We start from the raw sequence: 16,419 nt of genomic DNA, 5'->3' as shown, positions 1-16,419 counted from the left end.
GAGGTGCATGCCTTCCTTGGAGAAGGCAGTTGTTTTGGAATTTGTCAATTTACTAGCAGTCGCTATTCTCATTTTGTTAACAGGATTTTTTGTTGCCGTAGAATTTTCAATCGTGAAAGTGCGGCGGTCCAAAATTGATCAGCTTGTCGCAAAAGGAAAGAAAGGTGCTAAAGCGGCAAAGCATGTCATCACTCACCTTGATGAATATTTATCAGCCTGTCAGCTGGGCATCACAGTCGCAGCCTTAGGACTGGGATGGCTTGGGGAACCGACTGTGCAAACTCTGCTTCGACCGCTTTTTCATAAAGCAGGCTTAAATGAATCGCTTACCCACCTGCTTTCACTCGTCATCGCATTTTTAGCGGTTACGTATTTAAATGTCGTTATCGGGGAGCTGGCTCCCAAGAGTTTCGCCATTCAAAAAGCAGAAAGCATTACCTTGTTGTTCGCTAAACCGCTTATTTGGTTTTATAAGATCATGTTTCCATTCATTTGGCTGTTGAACCACTCTGCCCGATTGATTACAGGAGTGTTTGGACTGAAGCCGGCATCAGAGCACGAGCTGGCATATACAGAGGAAGAACTTCGGGTCCTATTGGCTGAAAGCTATAAAAGCGGCGAGATTAGAAAAAGTGAATTAAAGTACATGAATAATATCTTCACCTTTGATAAACGAATGGCAAAGGAAATTATGGTGCCGCGAAATGAAATGGTCAGTTTGTCACTAGATGAAGACTCCATTTCAAATCTTCAGGAAACAGTCAAGCAAACAAAATATACACGGTACCCAGTTGTAAGAGAGGATAAAGATAACGTTATTGGCGTGATTAATATGAAAGAAGTGCTGTTTTCCATGCTGACGAAAGATTTTTCAATCAAGAAGCATCAAATTGAACCTTTCGTACAGCCCGTTATCCATGTCATTGAGACGATTCCTATTTATAAACTATTGCTGAAAATGCAAAAGGAACGCACTCATATGGCGATCCTCATAGATGAATATGGCGGGACGTCCGGTTTGGTCACTGTCGAGGATATTATCGAGGAAATTGTAGGAGAAATCCGTGATGAATTTGATGCGGATGAAGTGCCTCATATCCGCGAACTTGGAAAGGATCATTACTTGTTAAATGCAAAATTATTAATCAGCGATGTTAACAGCCTGCTTGGAACCGATTTATCAGAGGCTGAAGTAGACACCTTGGGCGGCTGGTTTTTGACACAAAACATAGATGCTGAGCCTGAAAGTACCATAGAATATGATGGCTACTCTTTTAAGGTAAAAGACATCAACAGCCATCACATTTTATTTATAGAAGTTAAAAAAGCTGAATAGCCCGTGAAAGGCTGTTCAGCTGCTATCTTTCAAGATTAACATGGCAAAGGCATCAACACTCTTTTATTTTAAACCCTTTATTGGCCAGGGCTTTAGCAAGACTTTGCTCGGTTTTCACATTCGAAAAATCCAGACCCAGCTTCACGACAGTTTGGGCAATTTCCGGCCTGATTCCTGAAATAATCGTCTCAATGCCGAGCAATTTGGTGCTGTCAATCACTTTAAAAATTTGATAGGCTACCATGGTATCAACGATAGGAACGCCCGAAATATCTAAAAATAAATACGAGAGCTTTAACGCTGAGCACTGCTCCAGCACAGACTCCAAAATCGTCCTCGCTCTGTGCGTATCAATTTCACCGACAAGCGGAAGAATCCCAATTCCATCAGTAATCGGCATAATCGGCGCACTCAATTCATTAATCATTTCTTTTTGCGCGTTTAATTGTATCATGGTCACCTGGTGATATTCTTCCGTAAACACTTCGATGATCTCATCAATGTTTTGATTCAAGATCCGGCTCCACTCATAAAATTCCTGAATGCTGATGTCTTGAGAAGAAGCTTCGCTGAATTTCTGAATCCATTCAAACATGATGTGCCTGAAAGTGTTAAACTGGCCGACACTTTGTGTAACCGTCACTTCATGAACGGCACGGTCTCTGGCGCATTGAAGAGACCACCGGTTGAGCTCATCCTCTACGTCTTCTTTTCTAAGGGATTTTGCTACGATGGTCACCAATAATTCATGCTGGTCTTTTAACTTTTGTTCTAGTTTTTGCTGATCTTTCGCTGAATACAGCCAGCTGCCTTTTGACGTACAAACTTCCAGCCATTGTTGCGTAATATCTTCTTTGTGCTCTGTTAAGTGCTGATCAAGAGCTTTCATCTTAATGAGCTCCCTCCTGTTTTGAAAAATGTACGCTATATATGTATAACGCGTCTGCCTTTACACATACTATGTTTAGATTCAATGGGCTATAGCCAAGCGGTAAGGCAATGGACTTTGACTCCGTGATCGTTGGTTCGAATCCAGCTAGCCCAGTTTCTGAACAGGTGAAAAACCGAAGATAAGCTGATTCGAATAAATCAGCGGATCTTCGGTTTTTCATCATGCAGATTGATGAACCGTTTTCTTCTTCGATAACTTCAACAATTCTCCCGGGTTATAACCAATCACCAGCTTTTTGTTGTCTACTAGAATCGGGCGTCGCAAAAGCTTCGGCTTCTCGATTAAAAGTTCCAGCACCTCATTTACCGTCATTTCTTCAATGTTTAAATTTAAATTTTTGAAAGTCTGGCTTCTTGTCGCCAAAATTTCATCAATTCCTTCTGTCGTTAACGATAAAATGTACTTTAATTCTTCTATTGTCGGGGTTTCTCTGAATAAGTGCCGTTCGTTAAATTCAATTTGATGTGCTTTAAGCCAATGTTTTGTTTTTCGGCATGACGTGCAGCTTGGATATGAGTAAAAAGTTAATTGTTGTTCCATTCGTTTTTTCCTCCTCAGTTAACCATCTCTTTGTAGAATAACTACCCGGATCATTTTTCATTTAAACCATTTACAGAACTTTTTTCGGATTATTTTTTAAAAAACATTCATACAATAGAAAACACAATCAAAAGGACAAATTCCATTTGTATATTAATAATGAAAATGTTTACATTTCTAGGTGTGATCTATTATAATAACAGTCAGAGGGACTCTCGGGAGGGGATAAAAATGAATCGCATGTTCCGGGTGTTAGGATTTTGGACGGGAATTTTTGCAGTCATGTTTTATTTAGGTGATATGAAAGATGCTTCCCTTTTATTTTTTGGACAGACGATCTTATTTGTGTTTCTATCGTATTTGAACTTAACCGAACGCATGTATATTTATATTTTTGGCGCTTATTTAACAATTTTCTTCGCCGGCTTTACATATTACTCAATTTTTATTATGGTGCCCGGCGGCGGAGGCCATTAAATGCAGAAAGAGACAAACCTTATCGGTTTGTCTCTTTTTTTACAATGAAAACCCATTTAAAAACGGATTTTGATCCTGCTCAGTCAGTACGTCTGTTTCAGGTCCATGGCCGCTTAACACCAGCGTGTGTTCCGGAAGCGTAAGCAGTTTTTCATGAATGGACGTCAGCAGCGTCTCTTGATTGCCGCCTATTAAATCCGTACGTCCTATACCGCCTTGGAACAAGACATCTCCGGAGATAACCAAGTCTGCATCTTTCACGTAGTAAGACACACTGCCTGGTGAATGTCCCGGCGTAAATAATGTTTCCAAATGAAACGGCCCGATATTCAACTCACCGTCGCCTTCAATTAGATGATCTGCAGGCTTAGCTGTTACTTCTATCCCTCGCAGCATGCCGGAGCCGTTTAAAGAAGCGTCCGTAAGCCAATTTTTTTCATTTTGATGCAGGTAAACAGGGATATCCCATTTTTCTCTCACTTCATCAAGTGCCCCAATATGGTCAAAATGGGCATGTGTAAGCAAAATGGCTAAAGGCGTCAGCCCTTTTTCTTTTATGTATTGATTGATTTTATGTCCCTCGCCGCCCGGATCAAAAATCAGGCATTGATCATCATTGATGAGAAAATATGCGTTCGCTTGAATCGGCCCTACTGGCATTCGTCTCCATTTCACTATTATCACCTCTTTCTTTTTTATGCTCTTATTATGAGGGTTTTTTAAAAAAGATTCAAACAATCGCAATGAAAACGCTATCGACAAACCTATAAAAAACAGGTAGAATAAAACTGGAAAGAATTGCAGGTTTTTCAATGTAAAGGGGGCTGTGTTATGTTACTTGTCGTGATTTTCGGCCTTGTCGCTCTTTTCGCTTTATGGGGAGTCTTGCGTTCTGTTAGAAATAAAAATATACTCGGGTTTTTATTAGCCGGTGCCACCTTATTTGTCTTTGGATGGTTTACCGTGATGACCGTAATAAACAGCGGGTATCCAACCGCACATTAAAACCTGTATCCGATCGGATACAGGTTTATTTTTATGGCTGTAAATGTTTATTGACACTTTCTATTTTGCTCTCAAGCGTCGTTTTTTTGTCACGCCTGTCATCGATACGGATATTCGTTGCCACTCTGTGCAATCCTTTTTGAAATGGCGCTTCGTGAATTGCCTGAATGACTGCAAAAAGATCACTGAGTTCTCCCTCGATCAGCGTATTCATCGGTGTCAGCTGATATTTGATTTTCCCTTCTGCTTGATATTCTTCTAATATCTTTTGCACATCGGCTACGTAAGCACTGACACTGGGTGTTTCCGTACCGATTGGGATAATGGTTACATCTGCGATAGCCATCGTTATTCCATCTCCTTTTGATCAATGATGAGTTGCTTCGTTTCATGTGATTTCAATAAAATAATTTGCTCAAAATGAAAGCCGTATAACGCATATTTCCCGTTCGGAGATATTTGAATCGGCTCCATTTCCCGCAGAGACACAAGATCTTTTGTCTCTCCCGATGCTACATTGATTGCTGCGAGCATATATGCATCGCCGCTTTGTTTGAATGTATAAAACAGGCCTCCTGCTTCATCATAGTCATACTCCATTGGAGCCAAATTTGTATATTTCGCTTGGAGCGGCCATTTCGCTGTAACAGGTGATGTTGATTGCGGCGTTTTAAACTGATACGTCCCTTTTCCTCCGGAAGCTGATTTGACAGTAAAACTCATTTGATGGAAAGAATCGAAGAATAGAACGTCATCCTCAAGCTTCTGTTCCGTCTTAGAAGCTGTATCGAACGTATATAAAGGCCCTGTTTTATCGTCTCTTCCCTCTTTTACATAATCAAATGTATTTTTGGATGTCCAATGAATGAACGGAACCTGTACTGGGCTTAAGAAAGATTCGTCTTTTTTAGCATTCACCTGATATGTATGGAAATCCCAGTTTTCATTGAATTCCGTCACCATCATTTGATAAGGATCATACTGATTCCAAGCAGCCTCAAGCTCATACGTTTCGTAATCTTTTTCGTAAAGCGTCTCCCCTTCTGCATTAAGCAAAACCACTGCCGTCTTTTGGCTATGTGTGATTTGCAGCAGAATCATCTGCTCCCTCGCATTGATTTGAACATCAACGATTTGACCATCCGTTTGATAGAGCTTTTTCGCTTTGCCTGTAAAGATGCGGTACGCAAAAAGCTCTGTTTTCGTCGGATTAGACGCAGTATATAATATTGTGTTGTTATTCAGCCAGCCTTCCGCCCCATCCGCTTTTTCCACGGAAAGCGGTATGATGTCTTTTTCCTCATCTTTTGCCGCCGATGCCTGTTTTTGCTGCTGATGAGATGGTTCGCATGCCGATAAACTAAACAGCAATACCGTCAGCAGAATAAAACAAACTGATCTCATCAGCATTCCCCTCCGATCATCTTTATTCTCTCATATTTGCTTCGGCAGAAAAAAGAAAAAGTTTCAGTTACTCATGAAAAAATAACGCCCTCCACAAGATGCCGTTTGTGGCGTTATATATGTGTGAAAACTGCTGAAACGGCAAAGGATTTTGGCCTTTTCCAAGTTCCACCGTATACCCTTCCTTAAAATAATGGTGAATAAACCAATCACGAAATCCAGCATAGCTGTCTATATCCCTTACTCCCTTATAAATGTTCCCGCTTAACTCCTCAAAATCCTTTATGACGGCAGCAGATTCCTCAGGCTCAAGGCCTTTATAGCCCCAATAAATTTCTTCTCCTTGAGTATGAAGAGCCAGCAGTCTGTCAGGCGGATTCTCCGTGATCAGCCGGTACATCGCAATAGATTCCGGCTCCGTAAGCGGAGAGATTCCCGGAAAATCGCGGTAGCTGGGTGCTGTCGGTTTTCGGTATTTTTCAATTTCCCATAATGATGGAAATTGTTTATTTAAATCAACCCCGTTTATATTCGCCTTCCATTCATTAAAATTTGGACGATGTTCATTTAGCCTTTCGAGCTCATCTCTTCTGGCTCCCATGACTTCTGATCCGTTTAAAACAAGATCAACGCCATCCGGATTGACAAGAGGAACGAGGGATAAGGATGTGCTGTTAAACAGCTTTATGGGAGAAAAGCCAAAGAAAGGCGAATTGCAGCATAATGACATACAGTATTCCTTAAACCATTTTAGCAGGACAGACGTTGTAATCCACTCATTCGCATGAAATGACGCGTTCATATGGATCTTTTTTACGGCATGCTCCCCACCAGCCTTCAGCTCCCAGATAGGCCTGCCGAGTACAGAACGGCCAATTTCCCGGCATGAGACAAACGGGAAAATATCAATAATCTTCTTTATTTCCTTTTCAACAGCTGAATCATCATAGATTTTCTCTTGCTCAATCCAGCTATCAGAAAGTTTCAGCTGCCGAGGCTGTAAAAAGCGCTTTATGTCCTGAATGGTTTGAAGCTCTTTGCCGCTATGCTCCTCTATCACATAACTAGGGCAATACAATTGATGTTTTTGTGCGGAGCGATTTGCACTTTTAAGCAATTCCTCGTCTATCTTCAGTTCTTTCGCCACTCTGGCCAAATTGTTCTTGATCTCAGGTTTCACCGTAATAAACGCCATCATCATCCCCCTTTTTTGTTACTATATGACAGCGTATTTAAAAAAAGAAAGCCTCCCGCTCACTTTGATGCGGGAGACATTGTGATTACGATGCCTGATCAAGCATTTGTTTTTCTTTCCGTTTTGACGAATTGTCCAGCCTTTTCTGATCATAAAATCGCAACAAATCCCCATAAATGATTTCATCAGAAAGTGATAGCTCCTGTTTTGCTTTATCAGCAAATGCTTCACATTGTTTTGTCTCTTCTAATGGTTTTCCCGTCTCTTTGTCATAACACGCACCGTCTGTATAAACAACCTGATCTGTGATAAAGCTCCCGTCCCGGAGCACCGTAAAGTCCAGTTTTTCGTCTGAAAGCAGATCGTTGCCGAATTGAATTTGATCTTTCGTATCAATCCCTAAAAGATTCATCAGCGTCGGCCTGATATCAATCTGCCCGCCTACTGTTTCAATGGTTTGCGGCTTTTTATCAGTAATACCCGGAATATGAATGACCAGCGGCACTTTTTGGAGCTGCACCTCTTCAAATGGGGTTATTTCTTTTCCTAAAAACTGCCCCATCGCTTCATTATGGTTTTCTGATATACCATAATGGTCACCATATAATACAATAACAGAGTTGTCGTATAACCCGTCTTCCTTCAGCTTTTCGATAAACCGTTTCAGCGCCTCATCCTGATAACGCACTGTCGGAAAATATTTATTTAGCGTCTGGCTGCTTGAATCATATTCATCAATCAATTGATCCTCTTCATCAAGATCAAACGGGAAGTGGTTCGTCAGTGTAATCAGCCTCGAGTAAAACGGCTGAGGCAGATTTTTCATCAGCTCTGAAGACTGCTCAAAAAATTCTTTATCCTTAAGTCCCCAGCCGACTGAATTTTCGTCAGTTACATCATACGAGTTAATATCAAAAAACGAATCATATCCAAATGAGTCGTACATTAAATCACGATTCCAAAAGCTCTTATTATTAGCGTGGAGCACCGCTGAATAGTATCCGCTGTTTTTCAAAATTTCAGGAGCGGCCATATATTGATTGCCCGCATTCGTAAAAAATACGGCACCTCGTCCAAGCGGATACAGTGAATTGTCCACGATAAATTCAGAATCCGAGGTTTTCCCCTGGCCTGTTTGGTGGTAAACATTATTAAAGTTGTAGCTCTGTTTTATAAAGTCATTCAGAAAAGGCGTGATTTCTTCTCCATTCAATTTTTCATTAATCACGAAGCTTTGCGTCGACTCTAAGGATACGAGAATGACGTTCCTTCCTTTTGCAGCGCCGAATAAGCGTTTGTTGGCATCCTTCGCATTAGCGGTTACGTAGTTTTCAATCTCCGTCAGGCTGTTGCTGTCTGCCAACGCTCTCTGTGCGGATTGCTTTGACTGAAGAACGCCATCGTAAATATGAAAATTAAACAGGCTAATGTTTTTAACAAGCATTTCTCTGTCAAATGAGCGTGTCAATAGCTGAGGTCTTTCCGCCTCAGACAAGCCCAGGTTGAAGAAATAAACAGAAGCAACGAACAAAAAATAAGCCGCCCGTTCATTTTTCGTTGAGGGAATGTCCGATTGAAAAGCTTTTTGCCGGATGTGAAGCCATATTAAAACCGCAATATCTACAGCTAATAGGAGGTCTGTCGGCTCAAGAAGTGTTCCGATGCTGCTTCCGAGATCACCCATATTGCTCGTTTGAAAAAGAACAGGGATTGTTAAGAAATCATTGTAAAAACGGTAAAAAACCATATTTGCCAGCAATACAAACGTGACAAGACAGCTCATCGCGATAATGTAGCGATTTCTGTTTTTGCCTTTTAAAAACAGGCTGAGGCCAAAAATAAGCAACAAAAAACTCAATGGGTTGATAAACAGAATAAATTCCTGTGTTAGATTGTCGATTTTAATATGAAAACTGGTTTTGTAAACAGCATACGTTTTCAGCCACATCAATAAAATGGCAATCAGCATAAATGAAATCTTCGAAAAAAACGTTTTTCGCATTTCAACCTCCTATGCAGCACGCTCAAAAAAATCAGTCTATTCCCAACATTCTCATTAACACATCAAATTAAATCTTAACCTGAGCACAACAAAAAATCAATTTCATTTACACAATTTTAACAATTTTGATGTTTCAGCCATTCATTTTTAGCGATCCAAGCGCCTCCGATAACGCCGGCATCATTTCCAAGTGCTGCGATTGAAATATCAGCAGCTTGGGCTGCCCGCGGAAACGCGCATTTGCGGAATGTTTTCTCGACTTTTGATCTCAGCAGTTCTCCGGCTCTCGATACGCCGCCGCCAAGAACGATTTTGGATGGATTAAGCGAGCTTGCCAAATTTCCGAGCACCAAACCAAGATGCTTGGCTACATAATCAACCACCTCAAGGGCAATTTCATCATTTTCACCCGCCGCTTCAAACACATCCCGCGCTGACAATTGTTCGGTTGCTTTTAAACGTGTCGTCTTTTTAGCATTTGCTATTTTTTCTTTTGCAATTCTTACAATTCCGGTTGCTGACGCAATTGTTTCGATACAGCCCGTTTTGCCGCAGTTGCAGGGCGCTCCGCCTTCAGGGATGCTGCAAATATGGCCGATTTCTCCGCCGGCGCCATTTATACCATGTACAATTTCACCATTTGCAATGATGCCGCCGCCAACTCCTGTGCCAAGCGTCACGAGAATGACGTCTTTTGCGCCATCACCCGCTCCCTTCCACATTTCCCCGAGCGCAGCAATATTCGCGTCATTTTCTATAACAGCTGGGATGCCGGTTTCTGTCTCCAGATGGTTTTTCAAAGCATAATTTTTCCACCCTAGATTTACTGTTTCATAAACCACTCCTGCCGCCATATCTACAGGGCCTGGTGCACCCATTCCGATGTATTTGATGATGTGCTTCGGTTTTTGCAGCTCATCCAGCTTGCTGTCGATTGTTTTTGCAATTGTGACAGTAATCGTGTCGCCGGTTTTATCAGTCGGAACTTCCCACTTATGCTGAATTTCGCCATATTGATTAATAAAAGCGAGTTTAATCGTCGTTCCTCCCAGGTCAATGCCCGCAAACCATATCTCGTCCATTTTTATCACCTTAGCCTTTATAAAAATCTCTTCCGTTTTTTGTTTGTTCCAATTCTTTTCGAAGGACAGCTGCCGCTCTGGCCCACTGCTCCTTTTCAATCATGTGGTTCATGTATAATTCCTTTAATTCATCCAGCATAAACTCAATTTCAAGCTCTCTGTCTCCAAAATAAACAATGTGGCCAAACGTTTTTAACAGCTGCTGCACATCATAAAATGTATTCATTTTCCTCACCATTTCTTGAACTTAACTATCATAAGCGTATTCATATGGAAGCGGTCAGTCAAGAAGAAAACGCTGACAAAAAAGCCAGCTTCCTTTCCATATTCCACCTTTATGATTCTTTATTGTTTTCAATTTGCCGCTGCAGCTCCTTATAGCGCTGCTCCTTCGGCTTCAGTTTCACAGCCGTCTGGATGGCCTTTTCTGCTTGTGCAAGCTCATTTTTTTCCGCATACAATAACGCTAAATTGTAATAGGAAGCATGGTCTTTAGGTTCTTTTTTCACTGCTCGTTCCAAAAGGGAAACCGCCTGATCATATTCGCCGATTTGAATATCAGAAACAGCAAGAATTTTCAAAAGATCGGCAGAGGCATCTTTTTGCGCTGCTTCTCCGTTCAGCAATTCTGTTATTTCTTCATACTTTCCTTCCTGATACAGCTCGCTTGCCTGCTGAATCAGCGCTGACTCCTGGTGTGAAGGCGAATGCAATCCGTAATATAAAAATCCAACAGCCAAAGCAATCAGCAAAACCGCTGACAACAATCTTTTTCCAAAGGCTCCGGCTTTAGGCAACCCCAGTGCTGCTGCAGCGAAAAAGCCGCCAATCAAGCCGCCGATATGTCCTGAATTATCAATATTCGAAACCGCAAAACCAAAGCCCAGATTGATGATAATAATGACAATAATATTGGTTCCTATAGTTCTTAAAAACATTTTTCGATTAGACAAAGCAACATACAGTAATGCACCTAAGCATCCGAATATGGCTCCTGATGCCCCTGCCGAAGGATACGGGCTGAACACAAAACTCGCAATCGAACCCGTAATGCCAGCAGCCAGATAAATCAGCAAAAATCTCCCCGATCCATACATCCGCTCAACCGCTGTACCAACCGACCATAAAGCCAGCGTATTAAAAGCTAAATGCGCTATGCCGATGTGAAGCACGATCGGTGTCAGAAGCCGCCACCATTCTCCTTGTGCAATCAGGCTGTTTTCTTTTGCTCCAAAAGCCACCAGTGTCTCCGTATTAGTGCTGCCTCCGTTTATTTCGAGCAAGAAAAACATCAGGATCTGAAGCGCAATAAATAAATATGTAAAAGTCGGTTTTCCGTTTTGAAAAACCGCCGCTTCAGTTTTTCTCTGTTCTTCTTGTTTCAGCACTAGCGAAAGGAAGCGTTCTCGCGCCATTTGCGCGTTTTCAAACGAAGCGTGTTCCTCTGAACAATCTTCTGTACGAAATGATGGAAAAACCGCTTGAAGATCATCTCGAAGCATCGTTCCTCTAACGATCGCCGGCTCAACTGACACAGTTCCCTTCTCAAAAGTTTTTTTTGCAATCTCTTCCCAGTCATCAACTGGGGCTTCCGTTGAAAAAAACACGTTCAGCAACTTCATCCTTCTGCCCAATTGATGTCTGACTCGTTCTACTCGTTCGGCCTGCTCTTCGATGTCTCTAACCATTTCTTGACGGAAATCAAGATCGTGCTTATAAAGACGAACTAGATCATGAGAGGACTTGTCCGGCGCTTCCAGCCATATTTCATCTGACTCACCGGCTTGTATGACGCCATACCCGCTATTCACCAGGTGCGCCGCAATTTTCCAATATGTATACTCCAGCAAAAACATGTTTACCGCTCCAATAGTTTTTTTTCATTATAACAGCTGGCGCTCCGAAACGCCTACTGAAAGCAAAAAATCCCGTTTTTCACGGGATTTTAGAAAGCTTGTTGTATAAACTTATTGCGGATAAATGGAATTCTTAAAAACAAATGGATAAAAGACCGCCTGATTCCTGGCTGGCTGAGTACAGTATTCATAAGACGGTAGCGATTTTGATAAAACATGACGGCAGAAACCGCGAAAATGGCATATATCAAAAGTTTTTTCATGATATCCCTCCTGCCAATAGGGTTTGTTATTCTGCCTTATTTATTCTCGAATAAGGGACAGGAAAGTTATGAAAAACAAGAAATAATCCGATCCTCTGTTATCAGCTTATGTACCGGGATGTCATGCGGCAGACGGGGTACGTGCCCAAACAACTGGCACTCCAAAAGCAAAGAGACTGTCTTCCCTTCATATTCACTTAAATAGCGATCATAATAGCCGCCTCCAAAGCCGATCCTAAACCCGTTAACATCAAAACAAACACCTGGAACGATCATCAAGTCAATTTGTGATGGGTTTACTTCTTTTGTTTTTTCAATTACCGGCTCGAGCAGTCCGGCGTACACGGTTTCGAGCTGATCATCAGTCTGATATGTGCAAAATTGCATTTTCTTCGTGTCCGGATAGCATTTGGGGATGCAAACTTGTTTCCCTTCTTCCCAAGCCTGCTCAATGACAGGACGCGTCGGTATCTCTAATCCTCTGGAGATGGTGACCGCAATGGTGCCGGCATTTTGCCACTCCGGCAGAGAAAACAAATACTTATACATACGTTCCGTTTTTTGAAGCAGATCATCACTTGATAAAGCAGACAGTGCCTGCATTGTCTTTTTTCTTAATTGTGATTTCATCTCTCATCCCCCTCGGAATAGAAAAAAAGCCAGAACCTTTTTCAAAGCTCTGGCTTTTTTCTTACACCTCAAACAGCAAAGCTGTTATTTTGTTTCACGGTGTAACGTAGATTTTTTATCACGTGGGCAATATTTTTTAAATTCAACGCGGTCTGGATTGTTGCGTTTGTTCTTTTTAGAAATATAGTTACGCTCACCACATTCAGTGCAAGCCAAAGTAATATTAACGCGCATTATTTTCCCTCCAAACTAAAATCATTTACTTATTCAGACTTATATATAATACCACTATAATGGACGGAATGCTAGGCTGTTTTTCAATGAATTGCTGAATTATTGAAGATACGCTCATAAAGCTGCAGATATGATGACATAATGAGTCGGGGGTGGTGGAGCTTGAACACTTGTTGTCTGCCAGCTTCTTTTATCCGGCGGGCTTTCTCCCGGTCTTTTAAAAAGCTGTCCAGCAGATCAGCCGCTTCCTGTACGAGCGTAAAATCAGCGATGATTGCCGTTTTGTCATGAACGGCATAATCACAAAAACCACCCGACTGAGAAACGACAGTCAGCACACCTTGTTCCATGCTTTCTTGCGCGGCAAGCCCAAACGGTTCATAAGTACTAGGGAAAACAGCCATTTCACATTGAGACAGTAACGTTCTGATGTCTTTCCTATTGAGAAACGGCAGGAACATGACGCGATCCTTCAGGTTATATGCCGCAGCCAATTTCTCATAGCAGGACAAAGACGGCCCCTCCCCAGCCAGCACTAGATAGAGGTCTGGCTGACGCTGCTTCAAGATGGCAAACACCTTTAACAGCTGCGAAAATCCTTTTTCCGGAACAAACCTTCCATATGAAAAGAGGAATCTTCTATTCATGCTTCTTGGGATTTTCCCCTTCTCTTCCTCCATAGATGCAGGGCTTGGGATAACGGTTAATTTTTTATATGCCGCCTTATCAAGAGACTGCTTCATAAATGTGCTTAATACGATCAATGCATCAGCGGATTCAATTAGGAGCCGTTCGGTCTTGAGCCTGTATGGGTGTGGGGCTTCTCGGCACACCTTCTTCCTTTCGCTTTCAAGACCGTGGATTGTCGCAGCAAGCGGAAGGCCAAGCCGTTGTTTCAAATACTGGGCGGCAGGGGCTGTTGTGTCATCATGAGCATGAATCAGATCAAAGCGTTCATTGTGTGATAACACATGGCGAACCATTGTAAAGTTAGCATCAGCTATGTAATCTTCAAACTTCGCATACGAAAACAGCTGCCCGCTCGGAGTACAAACCGTAATGTTAATATGAGGCTTTAAATAGGAAATGAGGCGGTTTAAATGGACACCGAGCCCGCTTTTCGGCTCATCGGGATGTTCGGGTGAAAGCATGAGAATGTTCACCGTTCTTTTTCCCCTCTCCCATAACAGGTGTATGCAGAAAATTGCGCTTCCCACCTGGTGTGCGCTTCTTCAATCTGAAAACTGTTTATATGACGAATCCCATTTTCATCAAGATAGATGTCGTCTGTACCGGCAAGCTTGAGAGAGACATTCATTGAATTCACAATTCTGTATTCAGCCCGATATACAGCATCACCAGCCGCCTGTCTAATCGTCCATTCGCCTTTATCATACGTTGTGCGTTTTGTCCTGACAGCTTCAATGTCTTTTCTTTTGATGACAATGCGCAATTCTTTTATCATATCCTGCGTTTTTTCGAAAAGGACCGCTTCAGCCAGCCGCATTGTTTCTTCTGAGATTTCCCAGCTAACGGTCAAGGTGTGGGCGTTTTGAATGATTATGTCGAATGTGTCCCTAAAAAAGGAAAGCTTATGTCGTATATTATAGGGAAATGGGTGTTTATCCATGGACTCCTAACATTCTCCTTTCCAATCGTTCACTTCGTGTTCCTATTAAACCATTACATAAAGAAGAAGCAAAGAAAGATTTCTCGACAAAATCTCGTTTTTTTCGCGAATTCCTTTAGAAACTATTGGTTTTATGGTATAAAAAAGAAGGATAAAAAAAGAATAGAAGGTGATGAAACGTGGAAATTGCTATTATTGCGTTGTTTATCGTCAGTATAGCGCTAATTGCATTCTCATATTCTCAAAGAGACCCGATGAAAGATGTAGAACAGGAGCTCGAAACACTGCAGCTTTCTGCGATGCAGGAAATTTACAAGCTCAAAAAGAAAATGACAGTGCTTGAGGAAGAATTACTGGAAACTAACCTTGTCATTCGCAAATCAAAGCAGAGCGACATCAATCAAAAAATCGCTAAACAAATACTTTCTAAATATAATAACGGTATGTCAGCTGAAGCGATTGCTAAAGCTGAGCATGTATCAGTGGAAGACGTGAATACGATTATCAAAGATAATGAGAAGGTGCTCGTATGACAAAACGGGGCATTCAGGCATTTGCTGGCGGCATCATTTTAGCGACAGCCGTTCTTGCAGCTGTTTTTTATCTGACTGACGAAGACCAAGCCGCTGCTGTAAAAGAAAATAAGACAGTAACCGAACAAGACGTGAACAATTATCTTGATTCTAAAAAATTGGTTTCTGTGAACCGTGATGAATATCAAAAACTTCTCGATTCAAAAGAGAAATCCTTAAACAATGACAGCGGCTCAGACACGAAATCAGACAAAGTCAAAACGTACAAGCTCACCATTAAAGACGGCATGAGCACTGCCGATGTATCTGCTATTCTTGAAAAAGAGGGCATTATCTCTTCGGCTCAAGACTTTAATGACTATGTCATTGATGCCGGCTATCACAAAGAAATTCGTGCCGGCGAGTTTAAAGTAAAATCAGACATGAGTTTCAAAAAGATCGTAAAAACGTTAACACGATAAAAAAACAGGCTGACTCAGCCTGTTTTTTTTCATCCAAACTTTCCTGAAATGTAATCGAGCGTTCTTTGGTCCTTCGGATTAGAGAATATTCTATTCGTATTGTCGCATTCAACAAGCTCGCCCATGTAGAAAAAGGCGGTTTGATCAGAAACCCTTGCTGCCTGCTGCATGTTATGCGTGACAATGACAATTGTATATTTATTTTTCAGCTCTAGAATGAGTTCTTCAATTTTTCTCGTTGAGATTGGATCTAGTGCAGATGTCGGTTCATCCATCAGCAAAATATCAGGATTGGTCGCAAGTGCTCTGGCGATGCAAAGACGCTGCTGCTGGCCCCCTGACAGCGAAAGAGCGGACGTATGCAATCGATCCTTCACCTCATCCCATAATGCCACGTCTTTTAATGACTTTTCCACAATTTCCTGAAGCTTCTTCTTATTTTTGGTGCCGTGGACTCTCGGTCCGTAAGCCACATTATCAAAAATAGATTGCGGAAACGGATTCCCTTTTTGGAATACCATGCCGATATTTTTTCGCAAATCCACGATGTCCACTTTATCCTTTAAAATGTTGCTGCCATTATAGTTCAGCTCACCTGCAAGCTTTACATTCGGCGTCATTTGAATCATTAAATTCAATGTCTTGATAAAGGTCGATTTCCCGCATCCGGATGGGCCGATAATCGCCGTAACCTCATTTTCATAAATGCTCAAATTGATATTTTTTAAAGCATGATGCTGTCCATACCATAAGTTCATTCCATTGACTTGATAGACTTCCTGTTTCATTACAGCTTCGGTAGCAATACTCATTGCCGCC

21 protein-coding genes and 1 tRNA gene are annotated in these 16,419 nt (G+C 41.7%); 6 read left to right on the top strand and 16 right to left on the bottom strand.

The window, feature by feature from the left end; genetic code table 11:
- The first annotated feature begins 7 nt into the window (after positions 1-7).
- Positions 8-1,336: a hemolysin family protein gene (locus tag WA279_RS02535; protein WP_014480261.1), complete on the top strand. Its 1,329-nt coding sequence runs from the start codon at positions 8-10 to the stop codon at positions 1,334-1,336.
- A gap of 52 nt (positions 1,337-1,388) precedes the next feature.
- Here WA279_RS02535 and rsbRD read toward each other — a convergent pair whose 3' ends face one another.
- Positions 1,389-2,225: an RsbT co-antagonist protein RsbRD gene (rsbRD, locus tag WA279_RS02530; protein WP_336154157.1), complete on the bottom strand. Its 837-nt coding sequence runs from the start codon at positions 2,223-2,225 to the stop codon at positions 1,389-1,391.
- A gap of 85 nt (positions 2,226-2,310) precedes the next feature.
- On the opposite strand from rsbRD, the gene WA279_RS02525 reads away from it, so the two are divergent.
- A tRNA-Gln gene (locus WA279_RS02525) sits at positions 2,311-2,381 on the top strand.
- A gap of 66 nt (positions 2,382-2,447) precedes the next feature.
- Here the strand turns inward: WA279_RS02525 and mgsR are convergent.
- Positions 2,448-2,828: a transcriptional regulator MgsR gene (gene mgsR, locus WA279_RS02520; protein ID WP_014477337.1), complete on the bottom strand. Its 381-nt coding sequence runs from the start codon at positions 2,826-2,828 to the stop codon at positions 2,448-2,450.
- Between the two features lie 231 nt (positions 2,829-3,059).
- On the opposite strand from mgsR, the gene WA279_RS02515 reads away from it, so the two are divergent.
- Positions 3,060-3,305: a DUF2626 domain-containing protein gene (locus WA279_RS02515; RefSeq protein WP_003226300.1), complete on the top strand. Its 246-nt coding sequence runs from the start codon at positions 3,060-3,062 to the stop codon at positions 3,303-3,305.
- Positions 3,306-3,344: 39 nt separating this feature from the next.
- Here the strand turns inward: WA279_RS02515 and WA279_RS02510 are convergent, their stop codons facing one another.
- A complete protein-coding gene (locus WA279_RS02510) occupies positions 3,345-3,980 on the bottom strand; it encodes an MBL fold metallo-hydrolase (RefSeq protein WP_029726715.1) in 636 nt (211 codons plus the stop codon).
- A 156-nt stretch (positions 3,981-4,136) separates the two neighbouring features.
- Between WA279_RS02510 and WA279_RS02505 the strand changes: the two genes are divergently transcribed.
- Entirely contained in the window at positions 4,137-4,310 is a 174-nt protein-coding gene (locus tag WA279_RS02505; protein WP_003230141.1) for a DUF2759 domain-containing protein, read from the top strand.
- A 31-nt stretch (positions 4,311-4,341) separates the two neighbouring features.
- Here the strand turns inward: WA279_RS02505 and WA279_RS02500 are convergent, their stop codons facing one another.
- From WA279_RS02500 to WA279_RS02445, 12 genes are all read right to left on the bottom strand, one after another.
- Entirely contained in the window at positions 4,342-4,656 is a 315-nt protein-coding gene (locus tag WA279_RS02500; protein ID WP_336154155.1) for an MTH1187 family thiamine-binding protein, read from the bottom strand.
- 2 nt (positions 4,657-4,658) lie between these two features.
- A complete protein-coding gene (locus WA279_RS02495) occupies positions 4,659-5,720 on the bottom strand; it encodes a hypothetical protein (RefSeq protein ID WP_336154154.1) in 1,062 nt (353 codons plus the stop codon).
- 61 nt (positions 5,721-5,781) lie between these two features.
- Entirely contained in the window at positions 5,782-6,912 is a 1,131-nt protein-coding gene (locus WA279_RS02490; protein ID WP_336154405.1) for a M14 family metallopeptidase, read from the bottom strand.
- 82 nt (positions 6,913-6,994) lie between these two features.
- On the bottom strand, positions 6,995-8,911 hold the full coding sequence (locus tag WA279_RS02485) for an LTA synthase family protein (protein WP_003230133.1): 1,917 nt from the start codon (positions 8,909-8,911) through the stop codon (positions 6,995-6,997).
- Positions 8,912-9,027: 116 nt separating this feature from the next.
- Entirely contained in the window at positions 9,028-9,993 is a 966-nt protein-coding gene (gene glcK, locus WA279_RS02480; RefSeq protein WP_003230132.1) for a glucose kinase GlcK, read from the bottom strand.
- Between the two features lie 10 nt (positions 9,994-10,003).
- Positions 10,004-10,219 (bottom strand): YqgQ family protein, encoded by a 216-nt coding sequence (locus tag WA279_RS02475; protein WP_004399107.1) that lies wholly within the window; start codon positions 10,217-10,219, stop codon positions 10,004-10,006.
- Positions 10,220-10,328: 109 nt separating this feature from the next.
- On the bottom strand, positions 10,329-11,849 hold the full coding sequence (gene yqgP / locus WA279_RS02470; RefSeq protein WP_336154153.1) for a rhomboid protease YqgP: 1,521 nt from the start codon (positions 11,847-11,849) through the stop codon (positions 10,329-10,331).
- Positions 11,850-11,938: 89 nt separating this feature from the next.
- On the bottom strand, positions 11,939-12,112 hold the full coding sequence (locus tag WA279_RS02465) for a hypothetical protein (RefSeq protein WP_003230126.1): 174 nt from the start codon (positions 12,110-12,112) through the stop codon (positions 11,939-11,941).
- Between the two features lie 66 nt (positions 12,113-12,178).
- Positions 12,179-12,742 (bottom strand): 5-formyltetrahydrofolate cyclo-ligase, encoded by a 564-nt coding sequence (locus WA279_RS02460; protein ID WP_336154152.1) that lies wholly within the window; start codon positions 12,740-12,742, stop codon positions 12,179-12,181.
- Between the two features lie 84 nt (positions 12,743-12,826).
- Positions 12,827-12,976, bottom strand: a complete 150-nt coding sequence (gene rpmG / locus WA279_RS02455) for a 50S ribosomal protein L33 (protein ID WP_003153056.1) — start codon at positions 12,974-12,976, stop codon at positions 12,827-12,829.
- A gap of 83 nt (positions 12,977-13,059) precedes the next feature.
- Entirely contained in the window at positions 13,060-14,139 is a 1,080-nt protein-coding gene (locus WA279_RS02450; protein ID WP_336154150.1) for a glycosyltransferase family 4 protein, read from the bottom strand.
- Positions 14,136-14,606, bottom strand: coding sequence for a hypothetical protein (locus tag WA279_RS02445; RefSeq protein ID WP_009967744.1), 471 nt, complete (start codon positions 14,604-14,606; stop codon positions 14,136-14,138). The genes WA279_RS02450 and WA279_RS02445 overlap by 4 nt, the downstream gene beginning before the upstream one ends.
- Positions 14,607-14,785: 179 nt before the next feature.
- Here WA279_RS02445 and WA279_RS02440 point away from each other — a divergent pair, with 179 nt between their 5' ends.
- Positions 14,786-15,139 carry a hypothetical protein gene (locus WA279_RS02440; protein WP_014477348.1) on the top strand — a complete coding sequence of 118 codons (354 nt, stop codon included), beginning with the start codon at positions 14,786-14,788 and terminating at the stop codon, positions 15,137-15,139.
- Complete coding sequence (locus WA279_RS02435) at positions 15,136-15,600, top strand: endolytic transglycosylase MltG (protein WP_024571927.1); 465 nt, start codon at positions 15,136-15,138, stop codon at positions 15,598-15,600. Before WA279_RS02440 ends, WA279_RS02435 begins: the two co-directional genes overlap by 4 nt.
- Positions 15,601-15,629: 29 nt before the next feature.
- Here the strand turns inward: WA279_RS02435 and pstB are convergent, their stop codons facing one another.
- Entirely contained in the window at positions 15,630-16,412 is a 783-nt protein-coding gene (pstB, locus tag WA279_RS02430) for a phosphate ABC transporter ATP-binding protein PstB (protein WP_336154148.1), read from the bottom strand.
- Positions 16,413-16,419: the final 7 nt, after the last annotated feature.

This window comes from Bacillus sp. 204(2023) (genome assembly GCF_037027505.1).
Lineage (GTDB): Bacteria > Bacillota > Bacilli > Bacillales > Bacillaceae > Bacillus > Bacillus subtilis.
Note: the sequence above shows the minus strand (reverse complement) of the source record. Positions and strands in the feature narration are given on the sequence as shown.

Coding starts and splice junctions, on each gene's coding strand:
- WA279_RS02535 (WP_014480261.1), top strand. CDS start 8: ATGCCTTCCTTGGAGAAGGCAGTTGTTTTGGAATTTGTCAATTTACTA.
- rsbRD (WP_336154157.1), bottom strand. CDS start 2,225: ATGAAAGCTCTTGATCAGCACTTAACAGAGCACAAAGAAGATATTACG.
- mgsR (WP_014477337.1), bottom strand. CDS start 2,828: ATGGAACAACAATTAACTTTTTACTCATATCCAAGCTGCACGTCATGC.
- WA279_RS02515 (WP_003226300.1), top strand. CDS start 3,060: ATGAATCGCATGTTCCGGGTGTTAGGATTTTGGACGGGAATTTTTGCA.
- WA279_RS02505 (WP_003230141.1), top strand. CDS start 4,137: ATGTTACTTGTCGTGATTTTCGGCCTTGTCGCTCTTTTCGCTTTATGG.
- WA279_RS02500 (WP_336154155.1), bottom strand. CDS start 4,656: ATGGCTATCGCAGATGTAACCATTATCCCAATCGGTACGGAAACACCC.
- WA279_RS02495 (WP_336154154.1), bottom strand. CDS start 5,720: ATGCTGATGAGATCAGTTTGTTTTATTCTGCTGACGGTATTGCTGTTT.
- WA279_RS02490 (WP_336154405.1), bottom strand. CDS start 6,912: ATGATGGCGTTTATTACGGTGAAACCTGAGATCAAGAACAATTTGGCC.
- WA279_RS02485 (WP_003230133.1), bottom strand. CDS start 8,911: ATGCGAAAAACGTTTTTTTCGAAGATTTCATTTATGCTGATTGCCATT.
- glcK (WP_003230132.1), bottom strand. CDS start 9,993: ATGGACGAGATATGGTTTGCGGGCATTGACCTGGGAGGAACGACGATT.
- WA279_RS02475 (WP_004399107.1), bottom strand. CDS start 10,219: ATGAATACATTTTATGATGTGCAGCAGCTGTTAAAAACGTTTGGCCAC.
- yqgP (WP_336154153.1), bottom strand. CDS start 11,849: ATGTTTTTGCTGGAGTATACATATTGGAAAATTGCGGCGCACCTGGTG.
- WA279_RS02465 (WP_003230126.1), bottom strand. CDS start 12,112: ATGAAAAAACTTTTGATATATGCCATTTTCGCGGTTTCTGCCGTCATG.
- WA279_RS02460 (WP_336154152.1), bottom strand. CDS start 12,742: ATGAAATCACAATTAAGAAAAAAGACAATGCAGGCACTGTCTGCTTTA.
- rpmG (WP_003153056.1), bottom strand. CDS start 12,976: ATGCGCGTTAATATTACTTTGGCTTGCACTGAATGTGGTGAGCGTAAC.
- WA279_RS02445 (WP_009967744.1), bottom strand. CDS start 14,606: ATGGATAAACACCCATTTCCCTATAATATACGACATAAGCTTTCCTTT.
- WA279_RS02435 (WP_024571927.1), top strand. CDS start 15,136: ATGACAAAACGGGGCATTCAGGCATTTGCTGGCGGCATCATTTTAGCG.
- pstB (WP_336154148.1), bottom strand. CDS start 16,412: ATGAGTATTGCTACCGAAGCTGTAATGAAACAGGAAGTCTATCAAGTC.